This window comes from Pseudoneobacillus rhizolycopersici, from assembly GCF_054786815.1.
In genome coordinates, this window is the sequence record NZ_JBTOOE010000001.1 from 328188 (window position 1) to 348500 (window position 20313).

At 36.1% G+C, this 20313-nt stretch carries 21 protein-coding genes; 4 read left to right on the top strand and 17 right to left on the bottom strand.

What is annotated here, in order from left to right; translation table 11 throughout:
* Positions 1 to 273 precede the first annotated feature (273 nt).
* From ACX9YW_RS01665 to ltaE, 13 genes are all read right to left on the bottom strand, one after another.
* Entirely contained in the window at positions 274 to 1086 is an 813-nt protein-coding gene (locus ACX9YW_RS01665; RefSeq protein ID WP_460340787.1) for an Fpg/Nei family DNA glycosylase, read from the bottom strand.
* A 17-nt stretch (positions 1087 to 1103) separates the two neighbouring features.
* Positions 1104 to 1295, bottom strand: a complete 192-nt coding sequence (locus tag ACX9YW_RS01670) for a YbxH family protein (protein ID WP_460340789.1) — start codon at positions 1293 to 1295, stop codon at positions 1104 to 1106.
* A 72-nt stretch (positions 1296 to 1367) separates the two neighbouring features.
* The gene (locus ACX9YW_RS01675; RefSeq protein ID WP_460340791.1) at positions 1368 to 1880 is read right to left on the bottom strand and encodes a mismatch-specific DNA-glycosylase; all 513 of its coding nucleotides are present in this window, start codon (positions 1878 to 1880) and stop codon (positions 1368 to 1370) included.
* A gap of 228 nt (positions 1881 to 2108) precedes the next feature.
* Entirely contained in the window at positions 2109 to 3623 is a 1515-nt protein-coding gene (locus ACX9YW_RS01680; RefSeq protein WP_460340793.1) for a carboxypeptidase M32, read from the bottom strand.
* A gap of 151 nt (positions 3624 to 3774) precedes the next feature.
* Complete coding sequence (locus ACX9YW_RS01685; protein ID WP_460340795.1) at positions 3775 to 4983, bottom strand: alanyl-tRNA editing protein; 1209 nt, start codon at positions 4981 to 4983, stop codon at positions 3775 to 3777.
* A gap of 19 nt (positions 4984 to 5002) precedes the next feature.
* The gene (locus ACX9YW_RS01690; RefSeq protein ID WP_460340797.1) at positions 5003 to 5200 is read right to left on the bottom strand and encodes a hypothetical protein; all 198 of its coding nucleotides are present in this window, start codon (positions 5198 to 5200) and stop codon (positions 5003 to 5005) included.
* Between the two features lie 76 nt (positions 5201 to 5276).
* Positions 5277 to 5687 (bottom strand): hypothetical protein, encoded by a 411-nt coding sequence (locus ACX9YW_RS01695; RefSeq protein WP_460340800.1) that lies wholly within the window; start codon positions 5685 to 5687, stop codon positions 5277 to 5279.
* A 98-nt stretch (positions 5688 to 5785) separates the two neighbouring features.
* Positions 5786 to 6160 (bottom strand): VOC family protein, encoded by a 375-nt coding sequence (locus ACX9YW_RS01700; protein WP_460340803.1) that lies wholly within the window; start codon positions 6158 to 6160, stop codon positions 5786 to 5788.
* 108 nt (positions 6161 to 6268) lie between these two features.
* Complete coding sequence (locus ACX9YW_RS01705) at positions 6269 to 6595, bottom strand: hypothetical protein (protein WP_460340805.1); 327 nt, start codon at positions 6593 to 6595, stop codon at positions 6269 to 6271.
* Between the two features lie 255 nt (positions 6596 to 6850).
* Positions 6851 to 7429 carry a peroxiredoxin gene (locus ACX9YW_RS01710; protein WP_460340807.1) on the bottom strand — a complete coding sequence of 193 codons (579 nt, stop codon included), beginning with the start codon at positions 7427 to 7429 and terminating at the stop codon, positions 6851 to 6853.
* Positions 7430 to 7539: 110 nt separating this feature from the next.
* Positions 7540 to 7770: a hypothetical protein gene (locus tag ACX9YW_RS01715; protein ID WP_460340809.1), complete on the bottom strand. Its 231-nt coding sequence runs from the start codon at positions 7768 to 7770 to the stop codon at positions 7540 to 7542.
* 84 nt (positions 7771 to 7854) lie between these two features.
* Positions 7855 to 9102 carry a Na+/H+ antiporter NhaC family protein gene (locus ACX9YW_RS01720; RefSeq protein WP_460340811.1) on the bottom strand — a complete coding sequence of 416 codons (1248 nt, stop codon included), beginning with the start codon at positions 9100 to 9102 and terminating at the stop codon, positions 7855 to 7857.
* A gap of 87 nt (positions 9103 to 9189) precedes the next feature.
* Positions 9190 to 10206: a low-specificity L-threonine aldolase gene (gene ltaE, locus ACX9YW_RS01725; RefSeq protein ID WP_460340813.1), complete on the bottom strand. Its 1017-nt coding sequence runs from the start codon at positions 10204 to 10206 to the stop codon at positions 9190 to 9192.
* A gap of 110 nt (positions 10207 to 10316) precedes the next feature.
* On the opposite strand from ltaE, the gene ACX9YW_RS01730 reads away from it, so the two are divergent.
* The 3 genes from ACX9YW_RS01730 (at position 10317) to ACX9YW_RS01740 (ending at position 12924) form a co-directional block, all read left to right on the top strand.
* A complete protein-coding gene (locus ACX9YW_RS01730; RefSeq protein WP_460340815.1) occupies positions 10317 to 11108 on the top strand; it encodes a hypothetical protein in 792 nt (263 codons plus the stop codon).
* Positions 11109 to 11315: 207 nt separating this feature from the next.
* On the top strand, positions 11316 to 12602 hold the full coding sequence (locus tag ACX9YW_RS01735; protein WP_460340818.1) for an MFS transporter: 1287 nt from the start codon (positions 11316 to 11318) through the stop codon (positions 12600 to 12602).
* A gap of 142 nt (positions 12603 to 12744) precedes the next feature.
* Positions 12745 to 12924, top strand: coding sequence for a hypothetical protein (locus ACX9YW_RS01740; RefSeq protein ID WP_460340820.1), 180 nt, complete (start codon positions 12745 to 12747; stop codon positions 12922 to 12924).
* Between the two features lie 49 nt (positions 12925 to 12973).
* Here ACX9YW_RS01740 and ACX9YW_RS01745 read toward each other — a convergent pair whose 3' ends face one another.
* The 4 genes from ACX9YW_RS01745 to ACX9YW_RS01760 all read right to left on the bottom strand — a co-directional run bounded on the left by ACX9YW_RS01745 (position 12974) and on the right by ACX9YW_RS01760 (position 19521).
* Entirely contained in the window at positions 12974 to 14065 is a 1092-nt protein-coding gene (locus ACX9YW_RS01745) for a hypothetical protein (protein WP_460340822.1), read from the bottom strand.
* Positions 14050 to 14616, bottom strand: a complete 567-nt coding sequence (locus tag ACX9YW_RS01750) for a sigma-70 family RNA polymerase sigma factor (protein ID WP_460340824.1) — start codon at positions 14614 to 14616, stop codon at positions 14050 to 14052. Before ACX9YW_RS01750 ends, ACX9YW_RS01745 begins: the two co-directional genes overlap by 16 nt.
* A 125-nt stretch (positions 14617 to 14741) precedes the next feature.
* The gene (gene fdhF / locus ACX9YW_RS01755; protein ID WP_460340826.1) at positions 14742 to 16802 is read right to left on the bottom strand and encodes a formate dehydrogenase subunit alpha; all 2061 of its coding nucleotides are present in this window, start codon (positions 16800 to 16802) and stop codon (positions 14742 to 14744) included.
* 175 nt (positions 16803 to 16977) lie between these two features.
* Complete coding sequence (locus ACX9YW_RS01760; RefSeq protein ID WP_460340828.1) at positions 16978 to 19521, bottom strand: PAS domain S-box protein; 2544 nt, start codon at positions 19519 to 19521, stop codon at positions 16978 to 16980.
* A gap of 267 nt (positions 19522 to 19788) precedes the next feature.
* Between ACX9YW_RS01760 and yhfH the strand changes: the two genes are divergently transcribed.
* Entirely contained in the window at positions 19789 to 19923 is a 135-nt protein-coding gene (gene yhfH, locus ACX9YW_RS01765) for a protein YhfH (protein ID WP_460340830.1), read from the top strand.
* Positions 19924 to 20313 lie beyond the last annotated feature (390 nt).

Genomic DNA, 20313 nt, shown 5'->3' on the forward strand with positions numbered 1-20313 from the left:
TCAACCAATTATGTCATACTTCTTAACAACTTAATGAATTGTGTTATACTTTTTATACATTTAGTATATAACATTAATGTGAAATAGGAAACAAAGTTTTGATTTATTTTTGACAAATTGCGAAACAAATAGATTTTGTGTGAAGGGATTTTATTTCAGCTTCTAAGCTAAAAATAGAGTATTGATTGAGAGCGAAAAGAAGGTTTTCTTCGAATGTGGACAAAGAGGTTTCATTTAATAAAAAAACCGACAGACTAAAGCCTGTCGAATTGATTACTTTTGACAATTGAGACAATAAAATGTTTTTCGCGATGAAATCGTGTCTCTTATAATTTTAGCACCACATCTTAAACATGGTTCGCCTCCACGGTCGTAGACCAAACAGAGGTTATTATAGGTACCTGTAAGAGTATCTTCTTTAAAAAAAGGAGTTTCTATATATCCTCCATGTTTGGTGGCATCAAGAAGAACGACTTTCATGGATTGATATAACTGATTCCTTTCCGTGAAGTTGAGGTCCTCAATTTCCCGTTTTGGAAGGATTCCTGCATGAAAACAAATTTCATCAGAGTAGCAATTGCCAATCCCCGATATAAATTTTTGGTCGACTAGTTTTGTTTTTAGACGGCCCCGCCTAGGTTCCAGTAAAGAAAGGAAAGCTCCGATTGTTAATGACGAGTCCAATGGCTCTGGTCCCAGGTCTGATAGTTCCTTATTTACTTCATCCCTTGATGGATAAAAGTGCAAATAGCCAAGTCGAAGACCAATAAAAAATAATTGTTCATAATCAAATGATAATTGAATCTGAATCGTTCGTTTCGGCTTGTCCTCTTCCTTTCCAAAGAACATCCATCCCCCTAGCATTAAATGCAATAAGAGCACTGCCCCATGCTCAAGGTGAAACAATAACTGTTTTGCTCTTCTTTCAACATTAACTATCCTTTGTCCCTGAATCTCGCGGATAAACACTTCGGGAAAAATATTTATGGATTTCTCGCGGTTCACTTCGACATTTGTGACCATTTTCCCGCCGATTTTTTGTTGTAGCAATAATTTATAATTTTCCATTTCCGGTAGCTCTGGCACTTGTCACGTCCTCCGGATTACAGGTTATGATTTTCACAATAGGTAGTAATCAAATCCTCGATGAGCCCAGGCTCCGGAAATTTACCAGAAAAATTAAATTGAATCTCCTCAATAAACTCCCCTTCATGATAAACATGAATCGCACCTTTTTGATTGATAACACTAAACTCGGGTTCAAAAACGAAACCACTTCTCTCAACTGCACCCATAAAAAACAGCTCCTTCTATAAGTTTCCTTCCTTGTTAGGTTACTAAAAAGGAAGAAAACCTATACAAGAGCCTTATTTATTTCCTTTAACCAACTGAGCAAGTCCCAGATAAATCTCAATAATCTCCTTTAACTTCATTCTAACCAGACCGCTAGACGATGGAGCGACAAATTCAATTGTTCCACTCACCACACTTGTTTCTTGCACGCCCCATGATACTTGCTTTCTCCCACTGCATTCTTGGTATACACCTTTACCTACAAAACAAACAAACTTTGGTTTATATTTCTCGATTTTCTGTTTTAGCTCAATCGTTCCGGTTAGATACTCATCCTTTGTGATTTCATCTGCGGCCTTTGTCGGTCTTGCCACAATATTGGTAAGACCATATCCTAATTCCAATAGTAAAGCATCTTCCGTACTATGATATTTTCTTGGAGTAATCCCCGACTTGTGCAAAATTGTCCAAAAACGATTATTCGGATTTGCGAAATGATGCCCTGTTAACGACGAACGAATACTCGGGTTAAAGCCGACAAACAAAATGTCTAGACCCTCTTTCAGATAATCTGGAATTGAATTCACTAAAAAACTCCTTCCAAAAAAACAAAAACTCATCTCCCTTTAGAGATAAGTTCATTTTAAAATATATTGGTAATAATCCCAAACACTTATAATAAAATTGGTTCATATGGTATATATTAATAATGTCCCTTCTGGAACAATTCGCTTGTTGCGGGACACTTAACCAGTTCGGACCAGAAGGGGCAGGCGTCTGATTATTCAGGCGCCTTTAATATGACCACAGAGCATTTACAGATTATAAATTTTGGAATACTTGTTATTTAGGTAGTCAGCTAAATACTTTGCATTTAACTCCTCGCCAGTCACCTTTACAATTAACTCATTTGGCGGAATTAATTTTCCGTATTGATGAATATTGTCTTTTAACCATTTCATAATTGAATCGAACTTTCCAGATTCAATATCTTGATAAAATTCTGGTAACTCTTTCTGTATCGTATGAAGAATTTGCGCCGCATATAGATTTCCTAACGTATAGGAAGGGAAGTAGCCTAAGCCACCGAAGGACCAGTGTACATCTTGAAGTACTCCTTCACGGTCAGTTCCTGGAACAATTCCTAAATATTCTTCCATTTTTGCATTCCAAATGGCTGGTAGATCCTTTGCTTGAAGCTCACCAGAAATTAATCCCTTTTCAATTTCGTAACGAATCATAATGTGAAGGTTGTATGTAAGCTCATCTGCTTCGACACGAATAAAGGAGGGCTGTACCGTATTAATCGCCCGATAAAACTCATCCAATGACATTTCCGTTAATTGTTTTGGGAAAGATTCCTGTAACTTTGGATAGAAATAGGTCCAAAATTCCTTACTGCGCCCTACCATATTTTCTAAAAATCTTGATTGGGATTCATGAATTCCAAAGGATGTTCCATCTCTTAAAATGGTTCCTTCAAAATCAGGATTGATGTTTTGTTCATAAATTCCGTGACCGGCTTCATGAATGGTTCCGAAAATCGCCGAACGGACATTGTGTTCCAAATATCTCGTTGTTAATCGGACATCCCCTGTGTTCATTGACTGGGCAAATGGGTGTACCGTTTCATCAAGGCGGCCTGCTTCTACATCAAAACCGATAATTGGTAAAATATATTGATTAAACTCCTTTTGTTTTTCCACAGAGAAATTTTGTTCAAAGACTTCTACAGGCGTCTTGGTCCCTGAATTTTGGATTCTCTTTAATAACTCAACACTAACATCACGTAATTCTGCAAATAAATCGTCAAGCTTTTCAACTGATAAGCCAGGCTCAAACTCATCGAGTAAAGCATCGTATGGATGATAATCGTAACCATAAATTTCGGCAAACTTCTTTTTCATCTCGATGATTTTTTCTAAGTGTGGCAAGAAATGATTAAAATTGTTGTTTGCTCTAGCTTCTTCCCAATAATGATTTGCTTCAGCTGTTAAGGTAGCATATTCTTGATACATTTCAGTTGGTATTGCTTTATATTTATCATACATCATCTTACGTTCACGAACTCGAGCTGCAGTCACTTCATCCATGCTGTTCATTACACCTTCTTGTGACAACTCGGCTAAATATTCGCCCAATTCTTTGGAAACTTTTAATTTAAAAATTTCTGTTTCTAATGCCGAATAAGCCTTTGAAAATAACATTCTTCCTTTTTTAGGAGCCATTACTTTTTGATCCCAACTTACCAGTGCGGAAACCGAGGACAAATGGGTAATTCTTTCATCTAGTTCTTTAAATTGCTCTACAGTCGACTTCGTTTTAATCATTGATTTACCTCCAAATCAATAAAATATTGAGGTGAATAATCATAAATAGACCATTCAGTCTATTTAATTAAAACATAAGTTTAATCGTCTGACAATATTATTTTCTAAAATTTCTCAAAAATAAATCACCCATTATTTTGAAGGGATCTTCCTAGTGTTCATATATTTTATTTATAACAATTTCCAATAATTGATTTCCTGTTAAATCAGTTTGAACACCGCCTTGGGCCAACCGATCGTTTCCGCCACCCCTTCCGCCGATAAAGGAGAGCACTTCATCTAGTAGCTTTTTCATACTTACTCCCAACTCAGACCCTCTAGCCATGACAATTTGGAGTTGCCCAGATTCATTTTCTGTTACTAATAGGATGATAGCCATGGAAGCTAGATTTACGGTTAAGCTCGCAAGTCTTTGGAGCTCTTTCATTGATTTGTTTTGGTAAACCTTTTTCATAATCGGTTGGCTTTGGATGAACTCCTGATTTGTTATCAATTCTTTTGCCTCAAATTGAAGTATTCTATCATATGTTTCATCTAATTGCTTACTTAATCCCTTCATTTGCTCCAATAGTCGTCTCAACGAATTCGCCATTTCCTCCTCTGGTGCATTTAACAAAACGGTCAGTTCAGAGAGAACTTGATGTTTGCGATGAAGTTGTTGTAAAACGCGATTACCACAGACAAATGAAATGCGTGTTTTTTTCTTTTGCTTTTCCCAATCCAAAATTTTAATCGCTAAAATCTCTCCAGTCGATTTCGGATGTGTCCCACCACATCCGTTATAGTCAAAATCAGGGATAATCACCAATCGAATATTATCAGTTACGGATAATTGCTTTCGTAATGGGTAGCTGGAAACTTCTGATGGCTGTATCCATCTTGTTTCAATCGGGCGATTTTCTAAAATAATTTGATTGGCCCGCTTCTCAGCAGCAGCCGCTTCTTCCTCTGTTATTCCATCTACGTCAAGATCAATTGTTAGCACTTCTTGACCCAAATGAAAGCTTACGGTATGATAGTCAAAAATTTCTTCAAAAGCCGCCGATAAAATATGCTGGCCTGCATGCTGCTGCATATGGTCGAATCGTCGTAACCAATCAATTTCCCCGTGTACTATCCCCCTAACTGATGAAACAGGGGTTTCTGTATAGTGGCGAATTTCCCCTGCAATTTCCTCGACGTTGATTACGGGTATGTTATTTATTAATCCTGTATCAAACGGTTGGCCGCCACCTGTTGGATAGAAGCATGTTTCCTCCATCACAACATAATTTTGCCCGTTATCATCCTTCTCTTGAAAATTAATTTTTGATGAAAAAGTTTTTATGTACGGGTCCATGTAATATAATTTTGAATTCATTTTTAATTCCCTTCTAAAATCATGAAAATTTTTTGCCACTGTTAATTTGCTTTTTCATTAATTCGTAGGATTTATCGATAATATCCGTTAATACATCTGCTTTGTAAATACGACCAAGTTTTGTATTCTCCTGATAATAGGCGACAATTTCATCAAGTTTTTTTATGGTTTCTTTTTCCATTCTGATATTCAATTGGATTCTTCCCTCATTTGACAATCTCCGACACCCCCCTAGCAACATTATATCAGAATGCTAGCATATTTATAGACAACCATTAGCAAAAATCTACAAATTAATGTAAATATTTTTTAGTGCCAAATCGACGTTGGTAAACAAATTTTCGTAAGTCTTCGTCAGTTAATTTTCTATCATAATACTTGAATAATAGTGATTGGAGGTCAGGATAGTTATTCATAACAAAAATCGCAAACTCTTTCCGCAATTTTTTTGTCGCCTCGATAAATGCTTTTTGTTGAACAACGGCCTTTAATTGTTCATAGGCATATTCCTTGTTATCTTCCCAAATAGCCAATCTATCTTCTAAAATGTTTTTAGCAAACCCCGGCATCTTTTCAATGACTAAATCAATATAGCCTTGTTGCCACATCAACATCCGGTCCTTTTCCGATAATTCAAATACCATTCTCATCAAAAGGATCTCGTCAATACTTTCATTCTGAGCATACCTTCCTACTCTATTCATCACTCTCACCTCATTAAGATTCTTCACCTGTTCGGAGGTAATTATGAAAATAAAAAGCCTTAAGATTCACTAAATGTGATTCTCAAGACTAATGGAGACTAATTTCCTTTATACTCTAAAAATTCAACACGGTTTCCAAATGGATCGCTTACAAAAAAGCGATTGCGCCCATCGATTGGCGCATCATGTTTTATAGTGACACCACGATTTTCAAGATGATTACCGAAAGTTTCTAAGTTTTCAATAATAAAGGCGGGGTGAGCTTTTTTTGCAGGTTGGAAATCTGCTTCAACACCGATATGTAATTGTTGATTACCTATTTCAAACCAACAGCCTCCACGACCTTGTAAACTTTCTGGTTTGGGAATTTCCTTTAAACCGAGCTTCTCTCCCCAAAATTCACGCGCTGCTTCTTCACAACCTTTTGGTGCCGCTAATTGAACATGATCAATACCAATAAACTGAAAATCCATCCCTTTATACCTCCAAGTATTATTTATTAACATAATTCTCCATTAACATAAAAAATCCTCTAATAAAAAATGGCTAACCCTAAAGTTAGGCTAGCCAAAAACGATATATTAAATTTCGTGATTATGTTCAACATTTGTATGATTTGATTGATTATGCTCAACCAATAAATTACTTGGGGTAAATTCATCAGATATTTCCGCTAACACCTTACGATCATTCGGATTTAGAAATTGCTGGATATCGGTCACTTTATTAGGGATATTAAGACTTTTTAAAGGGTTTTTTGGAATGTCAATTTGCCCTTTCTTTAAGCCTCGTAGCGCAATAAAGCTAACAAGCACGCTTAGAATTGATGCCCACATCATCCCTCTACCGGATGATCTCTTTTTTCTCCCTAATAGCAAAAGCGGAGTTAGCCACTTCTGAATGTTCATGATAGCCCTCCTCATCATTTTTAGGAAAAGAAAAATACTCTTCCATTCTTAAGATGAACGAAAGTGGGCTGTTTGATACTGATAATTTTTCTTTAGACCATTATTTATGTCTTGTTTTATTCTAATAAACATGTTATATTCATAAAGCGATGAGCTGAGTTGCATAAGTCGAGGAACAAGTCTTATTGACATGCACAATGTGGAGTGCAGTTTCTCGCCGCAATACGCGAAAGCCCCCATCTTTTGGGGGCTTTTTTATATTCTACCAATACCTTGTATGTCTCTTCTAATCCCTGACTGCCCCGGCATCCAGTTAGCCGGAACCACTTCACCTGTTTTCTGGCTATGCTGCATACCAGCCAAAATCCTTAAAATTTCAAATATATTTCTCCCAACCTCGGCTGGATTTGTTAATCTGGCTTTAATGATTCCTTCAGGACTTATGATAAAGGTAGTTCGACTAGCCGCACCTGTGCCCTCATTTAAAACTTGATACGACTGACTAATCTGTTGAGTTCTATCACTTACCAATAAAAACGGAATTTGATTTAACAGTTTGGAAACTTCGGTATATACCTTATGGGAATACACACTGTCTGTACTTATTGCTAATACTTCAGCATGCATGTTTTGAAAATCATGATACGAAGCAGCGACCGCTGCCAATTCCGTTGGTCAGACAAAAGTAAAATTACTTGGATAAAATAATAAAACAACCCATTTACCGAAATATTGATCGAGCCGAATATGCTCGATTTTCTTTTCAACATTATTGTAGGCTTCGGCCATAAATAATGGCGCTTGAATATCTGGTTGGACAATTTCTCTATGCATATGCTCCATCTCCTCATATCTAGTAACTATTACAACTTATTCGATATTTTGGAAATGGTTCTAAATGAAAAAGGTCTTGTTCAGTGAAGAACAAAACCTTTTTAAAAGATCTAATAATTTAAAGCAACATAAATGATCCAACAAAGCGCTAGTCCAAGCCCGATGATATAAGCAAGGAAGACGGGATTTCTTGTGTATGGATGTGCCTGAACTTTTTCACTTATCTCAGCATCATATTCACTTTGATAACGCTGCCTTCTAGCCAATTGTAATGTGTAAATCAAACCTACCAAAATTACAACCCCAACAATAAGGCTAAGTAAAAACTCCCAATGGAACACATTTGCCACCTCCCGTTACATTTACGATGCCTCAAAGAGATTAACACTATTCCATTAATAGCTGGGAAAGTCTTAATGGAGAATTTAAACATTCCAGAGCTTTTGAATGGCTTTTCCATTATTCGTTAGTGAAACTAAGATGGTTAGGACAGGTAATAACCATAGAAAAATCGCATACTGAAAATAAGAAAAAATGGAAACACCTGTTATTGTACTACACATGATAGTTAAAACACTCCAAGGGACAATTCCAGGAAAAAGCATTGTTGAATCTGCCATTACTCTGGAAAGTTCTCCGTTGCGATATCTCTTTCGCCAATGTTCTAAAAACGTCCGGCCAGTTAAAATAATCGGTAAAGTTTGATTAGCAGCAATTAGAGTAACACCTAATGTTACAAGCATAGTTTTTACTGTATCTGCTAATAACGAATGCGATGACTGTACCCATTTATTAAGCAAGATTGAGATTACTTTTAATTCCTCTAAAAGACCATTATAAGCACCGGCAAGTGCTAAAAATAGAAGTAATAAATACATATTAGATAAACCACCGCCAAGACCTGAAACCCCGGTCCATAAGGAAAAAATTAACATACTAAAGCTTACACCATTACTAAGTGCAATGACGCAAGCAGAGCTAATGCTAAAAATAAAGGCATAAAGAACTTTAATCCTTAGCATTACAACCAGAACCAAAATGGCAGGTGGAATAAATTTACTAATAGAGAGAGCTTCTAACAAGATTGGTTTTAAATTTCCATTTACTTGTAAATGATTGTCCAAATAACTAAAAAACAAAATTCCGAAAATAATCGCAAGTATCGTTGTCTTTAACATGGCCCTAAACTGATGTTTGACTTGAATTTCAAGCGTTTGGGCTAATAATTGATGCGCACTTGAAAATGGTGAGGTACGATCACCTACGAACGCACCTGATATTACCGCCCCAGCAACCATTTCTACAGGAATCTGTAACGTAATGGCGCTACCAATAATAGGTATTCCAATGGAACTTAATGTTCCAACAGATGTCCCTAAAATCATCGAAAAAACAATTGAAATAATAAAGGATAATACTAAAAAATGTTCAGCTCTTATAAAATGGAGGGATATTGCAACCATTTGTTCAATTGTTCCTGCATAATACCAAGAAGGTAATAAAAAACCGACAAGGAATAAAATCCAAATAACCCCACTAGTTCGGGTAACACCTTGTTGACAAATAGTATAAATTTGTTGGAAGGTCATTCCCTTCCTTTTGGCCAATCCTACTAGCAAAAGGAAACCCGGTAAAAAGCCTACAACTAATGGTTTATGTAAAGAAACTGCCAATAATACACCCAATAAGGTAATAGCTAAAAGCCCTATGATTTGTCTAATGGTAAACCCCAGATGATATTCCCCCTAATTCAAAAACGTCTATAAATTCGCCACTACCTTTAAGGTCTCATCGATTTCGGCTCCGCTCACATCAAAATGAGTCACAAAACGAACCAGTTTCGGACCAAAGGTGCCAGAAAGTATCCCTCTTTCTCTTAACTTATCAACAAACTCATTGGAATTCATATTCAAACCGCTTACATCAATGACAATAATATTGGTTTCCACCCTATTCACAACCTGGATTCCTGATATATTCGATAATCCTTCAGCAAGAACTTGTGCATGCTCATGATCAACCGTTAACCGGTCTCTCATCGTATTTAAAGCAACAAGTCCAGGGGCAGCAATTATTCCAGCCTGTCTCATGCCACCGCCAAGTATTTTACGCCATTTGCGGGCAGACTGAATAAACTCCTTTGAACCAGCTAATAATGAGCCCACAGGGGCACCTAGGCCTTTGGATAAGCATACTTGGATCGTATCACTATATTGGGTTATTTCACTAACAGGCACCCCTAATCCTGCGGCAGCATTAAAAATCCGGGCTCCATCAATATGGACTGGAACTTGATGATCTTTAGCAATATCATAAATTTGTTTCATATTTTCAACAGGTAATATCGCTCCGCCCGCCCGATTATGTGAATTTTCTAAACAAATCAAGCCGGTTATTGGATAATGGATATCTTCCCCTCTTATTGCCTCTTGCACGGCTATCGGGTCCATTGCCCCTCTTACCCCTTTAATCGTTCTGGTCTGAACACCGGCTAGCGCTGACACAGCACCTGCTTCATAATAAAAAATATGAGATTCAGCTTCAAGAAGAATTTCATTTCCAGGACGACAATGGGAAAGTACCGCGATTTGATTTCCTTGTGTGCCACTGGTAACAAATAAAGCTGCTTCTTTGCCAAGAAGTTCTGCCGCTGTCTCTTCTAATTTATTCACGGTCGGATCTTCACGATAAACATCGTCTCCTACCTCAGCCATATAAGCCGCTTTTCTCATTTCTTCTGTCGGTTTTGTAACTGTATCACTTCTTAAATCAATCATCAAAAAACTCCTCTCGACAATATTTATGAAAATTATACCAAGATTCACCTTATCGTGCTAAACCAACATAAGATAACATAAAAAATATTTTTTAAAAAGGAGTGACACTTTTGTCCATCAATAAATATCAAGATTCAAAAGTCTTTACGCCCAAAAAACGAGATAACCTAAGTAATCAGCAAAGTTATCGGTTAAACTATCTTTCGGAATACCTATCAGAACAAATGAAACAAAATCAATCCATCACCGAGAATTTAAATAAAATCACTTCAAGCATGAATGAAACGCAAAAAGATCAAGTTATAAAAATGAACGAAATCATATCCGGTCAACAGCAACAAACTCTGCAATCGAACCAATTTATTAATAAAATCCTTAGTCAAGAAAAAATAAATGAGGAAATTATCACTTCATTAAACCAGCTTAAAGGCAATCACATCGAAATGGGTAAAAGTTTGCAAACGGAACAGCAAATCAATCAAGCAATACTAGACCAATTAAATTTTCAAGACCAACAATTTCGTGAAACAAATAAAAGATTAGAAAACTATGTAACATTAGCAACCAAGCTTTCGGAACAATTATTAATCCAAGAACAGATTTTAAAGGGAATGGGGCAAAAACTTGATGTGCAAGATGTGTATCATACCACTGTAATGAATAAACTCGAAAAGCAAGAAGCGCTAAACGAAAAAATCATTCGTCAGATTGATCATCTAAAATCAATTGTTTATGAAAGAGCTACCTTAATTTTGGAAAAGGTAGAACAATCCTTTCAATCGACAAGTGAATATTTTCAAGAAATCTTTACAAAGGCTGGGTTTTCCAAACCATTCCTGTTACAAGGAAGACCAAAGGAAAAAACGTCTGATGAAGAAACGAACCATATAAATAAAACATAACTCCTACTTTCTAGTAGGAGTTTTCTTATCTTTATTCGATTGATTTGATTTATTACAAAATTATGTCCATCCCCTGGTGTTCACATTTCCTTCACTATTTTTGTGACAAACATCACACTATTAAGTAATCCAAATCACTATATTTACATTATAAAGTTCTTAGTAGTGAAAACTAAAAATGAAGGAACAAAGTGGAGGATAAATAATATGACGAAAATTACTCATTGGAACCCAGAGGATGAAAAGTTTTGGAACTCTGAAGGTAGGAAAATAGCAAAGAAAAATTTATGGATATCGGTGCCTGCGCTAATGCTTGCTTTTATTGTTTGGCAAATATGGTCTGTGGTAGCTATTCGCTTAACGGATATTGGATTCCAATATTCTTCAGAACAATTATTTACTTTAGCAGCCATCCCTGGATTAGTTGGCGCAACACTCCGATTTGTCTATACGTTTGGAGTTGGGAAGTTTGGCGGTAAAAACTGGACAGTGTTTTCAACAGCTATTTTAGCAATTCCTGCGATTGGTATTGGAATTGCTGTGCAAAACCCTGATACCCCATATTCTGTCATGCTACTTTTGGCAGCGCTATGTGGGCTTGGAGGAGGAAACTTCTCATCATCTGTTGCAAATATCAGCTTTTTCTTTCCTAAAAAAGAAAAAGGAACAGCACTCGGTATTAATGGTGGGCTAGGAAATATGGGCGTTTCTGTGGTTCAATTTGTAACACCACTTATTATTACAACTGGGACATTTGCTTTTATTGGTGGAAAAGGTCAAATTTTACCTAATGGTTCAGAAGTATGGTTACAAAACGCAGCGTTTATTTGGGTGATTCCCATTGTATTACTAACGTTGATTGCGGCTTTCAAAATGGATAATTTACCAAATTCAACTCAATCTGTTAAAGATCAATTTGTCATTGTTAAACGTAAACACACTTGGATTATGTCAGTATTATATATCGCAACATTCGGTTCCTTTATTGGATACTCTGCTGCATTTCCCTTATTATTAAAATCGTTATTTCCAAGTCAAATCGGCTTGGCATTCCTAGGAGCATTAATCGCTGCAGCAGCCCGTCCTGTCGGAGGTTGGTTATCTGATAAATGGGGTGGTTCAAAAGTTACCTTCCTGGTGCTAATGGTTATGACTATCGGTGCTTTATCAGTCATTTACTTTATTAATCAAAAGGAATTTTCCGGTTTCTTAATTTCATTCTTAATCCTGTTTTGTGCAGCAGGAATAGGCTCTGGTTCTACATTCCAAATGATTCCTAATATTTTCATTCCAAAAGAAGCTGCGCCAGTTCTAGGTTTTACTGCAGCATTTGCAGCATATGGATCTTTCGTAATACCTAAATTATTTGGTTGGTCAGTGAATACAACAGGAACACCAGTTACAGCTTTTTATTTCTTTATCGCTGTTTACATCATATCAATTATCCTAAACTGGTATTATTACCAACGAAAAAACTCAGAAGTAAAATGCTAAATATAAGAGACCGGCCAATTGGCCGGTCTCTTATATTTATTAGTTCTTTCTACCTCTAAATGATCAATAAATTCAGTAAAATAGTCCGAGCAACATATAGGGTAGGTTCAAATATTAATATAGCAAGGAAGGGGGGATTTTAATGAATCCTGTTGCATTATTTTTAGCATGTATTTTAGCCGGCTTTGCTTTAACAAGATTACCGGTGTTAACATTTCCTGCGACCCTTAATGGCTTAGTTCATTTAATAGGCGTTCTGGCGATGTTGGTCTTTTCGTTTGTCCTTATTTATATGGGGATCAAAGCATTGATAAAAAAATAACGATTATATAAGAGGGGGTTAAATTACCCCCTCTGTTTGTATTTCATTACTAATCTAAAAAACCAAATGTTTCAATTACCAAATTAGCCTCGTTTTTTAGCATTTCAAAAGGATATAGTAGTTCCGGATCTTGGAATGGGTTTTCTTTTACGATTGCGGCAACAAACACTATTCCATCTTTTGATGTGATTTCTCTGAACTCCTGTTCTTTATTGGTAGAAGATTTTAAAGTTTCCCATTCCTCCGTGCTTAAAAACAGAATGCTAAAAAATTCAGTCGGCTCGGTTCCTGGCTTGGTAAATAATAACTGCATCGCTTTATCACTGTTCCTGACCTCAAACATATTTTTCCACTTATTAGGTGTGTTTATTTCAAATCCGTATTGTTTATTATAATGTGAGGTAGATCCATAAATATAAGGAGTATCGCCAATATTACCACTCTTATTATCCATAAACTGAAAGCTTTTAATAATGTTTGGTAGTCCACTACTTAATTCCCCATATTTTTGTATCTCTTCTTCCGTAGTTAACGCGAGATCAAGCGGTGTGGAAAAGCGATATACATTATCTCCTAAAACGGCGATATCAGTTGATGGATCTGGACCTCCTTCGTAAAGGGTTTTCAAGCGGTCAGCAACCTTTTGAACCTCAATTCTAAACAAATCTTGTTGGTAATCTTCTTGGCTAGGAAAAAAGAATCGAACGCCCGTTTCCAACTTCTCTACTCTTACGTTATCTTTCCACTCCTCGGGAAAGGTTAATTCAAATGAATACTGAGTATTTTTATAACTTGTTGAATCTAAAAGGTCACCGACTTCAGGTTGAAAGGAAGGATCTTTAATGACTACTTCACTATTATCAGGATCTGGATTTTTATGAGCACTACGATTTGGGTCATCAGAAGAATCAAAGTATTTAACTAAAAAGGAAGAAATCAACAAGACCATTCCACAATAGGCTGCTACAGTTAAGAGTCCCCGAAATCGATTATGAAATCGTTCCTTCGTATTTATCTTTTTGAAATCCCCTCCGTTTTTGATCTTTTGAAAGACAGCTTGTCGGTTTTTAGTATCAAATTGAAAATCCTTATAAGCGGTTTCTGTTAAAGTTGATTTAAGTTTTTTTAATTGATCATCCATTCTTTGTTCCCTCCTTTCTCCAATTCTTTTTTTAATAACTGCTTCGCCCTACTTAACCTTGATTTAAGGGTATTTAAATTAATATTTAATAATTGGGTTATTTCATTTAAACTCATTTCTTCAAAATAAAATAAAAAAATAACTTCCCGATATTTTAAAGGCAATGAAAAAATGAGATTGGCTAATTGTGTTTTCTCATCTTTTTCGATTAGAATTTTTTCTGTTCCCTTTTCTTTTTGACTTCCCGTTGTAAGTTCAAAAACATTGCTAAGAACGGTACTTCGATAAGACCAGCTTTTCAGATAATCCTTGCATTTATTGACTGTTATTCGGTATAGCCATGTTTTCAAGGAAGATTCCCATTGGAAACGCTCCAAATTTGTGTAAGCACTAATGAACACCTCTTGAGCTATATCCTCAGCAATCGTACGATCTTTCACATAGGAAAAAGCTAAATACAATACGTCATTTCCATGGTCTAGCATGATTTTTTCCAATAATTCATCTTTATGAAAGTCATCTTGCTTTTTTTTCTGGTTTGCAATCGGCATTTTCTCACCTTCTATTCTCTTTACATATTTTTCTACTACATTAGACGATTCAAAAATAAAAATGGGTGAGGATTTTTAAAATAAATAAAAAGGTCCCCCACAATTAGTGGAGAACCCTTTGCTGTTTAGGCTAAGGCGATATTGACTGCGCAAGCTTTAAATTCAGCCGTCCCTGAAATTGGGTCAAATTCGTTTATGGTAAGAACATTTGTTGGAACTTCTCTCCAGTGGAAACTCATAAACACAAGCCCTTTTGCTACCTGTTCCGTGACTTTTGCCTTCACTTTTAATGAACCTCGTCTTGAAGAAACCTCTACTAAACTTCCATCTTCAATACCAAGACGTGCAGCGTCTTCAGGATGGATATCGACCGTTTCTTCGGTTTGCTTAATTTTCACCCCAGGAGCATAGTATCTTGTTTGGAAATGAGTATTGTATGACTCATAGCGTCTACCGGTCGTTAACACAAAAGGATAATCTTCATCAGGCAGTTCAACTGGTTCTGTATAAGTAACTGGAACAAACTTAGACTTCCAGCCTGTCGGATTATTGGCTTGATGGAATTTTTCATGCATGACTAATGTACCCGGATGATCTTCAGTTGGACAAGGATAATGAATACTATATTCCGTTTCCAATCGTTCATACGATATCCCACCATACATTTCGTGAGCAAGTTTTCTAACCTCATTCCAAATTTCTTCACTGTTGTTGTAACTCATAGGATAGCCCATGCGTGTCGCTAGTTCACAGAGAATTTCCCAGTCTTCTTTAATTCCTGGATGTGGTTCAACTGCTTTACGCACCCTCTGAATACGACGGTCTGTATTTGTGTAAGTTCCCTCTACTTCCCCCCAAGACATCGCAGGTAAAACAACATCAGCAATTTCTGCGGTATCAGTTAGGAAAATATCTTGAACGATTAAGAGCTCTAAATTTTGGAAAATCTGCCGCGTATGATTCATGTTCACATCAGCAAGAATTGGATTTTCACCAATACAATAAAGCGCTTTCACTTCACCGTTTTCCATCTTTTCAAACGTTCTGGTTTGCGTATCACCAACTCTAGTTGGAATTTTTACACCCCATTCACTTTCAAAACGGCCACGATATTCATCATCTAAAATACTTTTAGCCCCTGTTAATTGATTCGGCAGGCAACCCATATCTCCCGCACCCTGAACATTATTTTGTCCACGAAGGGGCATGATTCCCGTTCCTTTTTTACCGATATTACCTGTTAAAAGGGCTAAGTTTGCAATATCAAAAACATTGTTTACTCCGCAATGATGTTCCGTTATTCCCAATGTATAAGCAATCATTGAACTTCCTGAGGTCGCGTACTCCCTAGCTGTCTCTACAATTTCTTCCGGGGATAACCCTGTAATCTTTGCAGAAAACTCTGGTGTATATCTTTCCACCTGTTTTTCTAATGCATCAAAATCAACGGTAAATTGTTTGATAAAATTAGGATCGTACAGTTTTTCTTTAATAATGACATGGATGAAGGCATTGATCAAAGCGATATCAGACCCGACTTCAATTTGCAGATGACGATGGGCTACTTTGGCCATGTCAATTTTACGTGGGTCCACGACAATGATCTTTAATCCTTGTTTTGCAGCCTTTTTCATGCGGTTTGCAATAATTGGATGGGCTTCGGTTGTATTTGAACCCATTAATAGTAATACTTTTGCTTCGTAAAAATCATCTAACGTATTGGTAGGGAAACCGCTTCCAAACATAGTTGCCAGACCGGCAACACTCGGGGCGTGTCAGGTTCGGTTACAACCATCAATATGGTTGTTGCCAATCACCGTACGCATAAATTTTTGGGTCACATAGTTGGATTCATTAGTGCTTCTTGCACAAGCAAATAAAGCAATTGCATCTGTGCCATAGGTAGTTTTAATGGATGTTAATTTTTCTGAAATATAGTCATACGCTTCATCCCATGTTGCCTGTACAAGCTGTCCAGCTTTACGAATAAGCGGATGTGTTAATCTCTCATTTGCATGTACATATTCATACGCAAATGCACCTTTTACACATGTTTGTCCGTTATTAACCGGAGCATCTTTATCCCCACGAATTTTCGTAATCCGGTTATTATTTACTTCGAGAACTAGGCCACATCCGGTTCCGCAATAACCGCAGACCGTTTTGACATGCTTCGCTGCTTCCACTTAAACTCTCCTCCCTAAGTAAAAACCTGCAATAATAAAAAAATTATCCCTACTAACATATTAGTCTATAATCGGAAAAGTTTGTTGAACTTTTTATGAATTTTTTATATTTTTTCAAAAAATTTATTAGACAAAAAAAAAACAGGGATAATAAAATTCCCTGTTAGAGTAATTATTATGCAATTTTAGCGGGTAAATAAATATTGAAGGTGGTTCCTTTATTCAACTCACTTTCAACATACACTCGACCGTTATGGCTTTCAATAATTTTAAAGCTCACCATTAAACCAAGTCCATTACCGTTTTTCTTTGTTGTGAAGAACGGCTCACCAAGTTTTTTTAACTTTTCCTCCGAAATTCCGATTCCGGTATCTTGAATGGAAATCTGGACATTATGATTATTGATTGAAGTACGAACAATTAAATCACCGCCATTCGGCATGGCCTCAATTCCATTTTTAATAAAGTTTAAAAACACCTGTTTTAGTCTGTTTTCATCACATTCAACCTGAATAATTTCATCCTGGCACTCTAAATGCAAACGAACATTCTTTTTGCGCGCCTCAAACTCAAGTAACGATACAACATTTGTAATGATCGGAATAATATTTTTTTCTTCTAACTCTATCGCTTTTGGTTTTGCAAGTACCATAAACTCTTCTACAATTGTATTTACTCTTTCAATTTCATCCAAGATAATATCCAAGAACTCTTTACGTTGTGGATCGGTTTCATCCAAGCTTAAAAACTCGGTATATCCTCTCATCGATGTGAGAGGATTGCGAATCTCATGAGCTACTCCCGCTGCTAACTGACCTACTGCTGCTAACTTATCTTGACGATGTATGATTTCCTCTGTTCGTTTCCGTTCCGTGATATCATTTCGAATAGAAATATATTGGTATGGCTTGCCATTTTCATTCAGAAACGGAACAATCGTTGTATCAACCCAATATAAAGTTCCATCCTTAGCACGATTTTGAATTTCACCCTTCCAAACTTCACCACCGCCAATGGTTTTCCATAATTCTTTAAAGAATGCTTTAGAATGGGTTCCAGAATTTAATATGCGATGATCTTGACCTATTAATTCATCCTGACTATATTTGGAAATCTCACAGAAATTATCATTTACTTTCGTAATAATCCCTTTTTCATCAGTGATTGCAACAATGGCCGATTGGTCTAGAGCAAATTTAAAATCACTAATTTCTTTTAATGATTCTTTTAGCTGTTCCTTTGTCTTCTTCCGGGCAGTTATATCTGACCGAATGGCAATATATTGATATGGTTTTCCATTTTCGTTTAAGAATGGAACAATCGTCGTATCTACCCAATACTTTGAACCATCTTTGGCACGGTTGCAAATCTCACCCTTCCACACATTTCCGGAGCCAATTGTTCGCCATAATTCTTGGAAAAATACTTTAGAGTGATGTCCAGAATTTAAGATTCGATGATCCTTACCGAGAAGCTCTTCTTCACTATATTTGGATATTTCACAGAACTTTTCATTTACATAAGTAATGATTCCTCTTTGATCGGTAATCGCAACAATCGACGATTGATCAAGGGCAAATTTAATATCCTTTATTTCCTTTAATGAGTTTGCAAAATTCTCTTCAGCAAGTTTCCGGTTAGTGATATCACTTCTTATTGAAACATATTGATATGGCTTACCTTTATCATTTAAAAACGGAACAATGGTTGTAGCAACCCAATAAATAGACCCATCTTTGGCACGGTTTCGGATTTCTCCCTTCCAAATCTCGCCACGACCAATCGTCTTCCACAGGTTTTTAAAAAATTCAGTAGAATGATAACCAGAATTAACGATATTATGATTCTTACCAATTAATTCATGCTCCTCATAGCCGGAAATATCGATAAACTTTTGATTCACATACGTGATATTTCCCTTTTCGTCAGTAATCGCAACGATGGAAGAGGCGTCAAGGGCCGCATTACTATCCTTTAGGTATGAATCACTATGGGCTAGTCTTTTACTAATAATAGCGCTAGTTCCAATTAAACTAAAAAGAATAATTAGTGCAGCAATAAGAAAAATATATAGGATCGTCATTTCATGTGAATTTGTTCCTGCTTGAAAATTTTGTTGAGAAAAATTAGATGCCCTAATTAACAAGAAATGTCCTTCTACAATCGCACCAGTTATAATGAAGGAACTGATAGGTTTTAACCATAATTGATTGCTCTTAGAAATTATTCGCGACGAAAACATTATCCATAAAGAAAATAAAAAGGAGACGAATATTAAGACCAGTGAGACAAGTAAAATCCCAATATTGTAATTGATATTCATATTCATACCGTACATGCCAAGAATATGAACGCTAAAAACGGCAGCAGTTAGAAAAAAACTTGCAGTTATTAATTGTTGAGTCGCTTTAAATAGTTTTCCAATTAATGCAAGAAAAGCCAAGCCGGTAAATGATATACCTAAAACCATTGATAATAAAATAAAGGAAACATCATAAGATATGGGCTGTACCATATCAATGGCGAACATTCCAAGTAAGTTCATTACCCAAATACCTATACCAAATGAAAATGTGCCCCCTAAAAATAGGAACTGTTTATTCCGATTGGATGAAATAACTAAAGTGAATAAATCCAATGCTGTGTAGGTTGACATTATGGTTAAAAGCACAGCAATTAAAATAATTGCGGGATTGGATGTTAAAGTTGAAATGATCATGTAAAGGGATCTACCTCCCATTAATATAAATCTTCTAGTCTAATTGTAATAAAAATAATCCGTATAGGAAAGAAGTAAATTGTCTAAAAATGTTCATATTTTTCCCCCGAATCTACATTTCGCCAATTTAGTCTTTATGGTATTATTAATTATTTTGTCCATTTTCTAAAAAATTAAAAAAAGCATACACAAAATGATAATTTCAGATTATACTGTACTATAACAAAATGAACATAAATAAACTGTTGTAATAAAGAGGTGATAGGAATGTTACAAAGTCCAGTTGAATTTTTTAGAAACTTGCCAAAAAAGGTATGCGCTGAATGTGGTCAACACATTCAAGAACAAGCAGAATCATATCTATTAGAATGTGATCGCTGTCTGTCGAAGAAACAAGAATAATAAAAAAACTCACTGGAAAGTTTTCCAGTGAGTTTTTTTATTAACATCTTTGGAGACCCAACCATAAATATTGGAATCCTTACATTCCCAATATGTGTTTGTGTTTGTTCCGTATTGTTTATTTTAATCAATCGGAAACAAAACTTTTCATTGAATCTTACCAAAAGACTCGATTTTTCTCGCTCATTCCCTGAGCGTTTTTTAAGAGCTATTCATTTGTCATCGTTCACGTTATTACGGAACGAACACCGAATGGTTGAGCCTCCAAAGATGTTAAATTTTTTCTTTACACCCATATTATAACACGTTAATTTCTATCTAAACGGTAAAAATGTGACAGAGTTGTGAATTTTTTCCCATAAATGAACCTTTGAATATTTGCGCACCAAT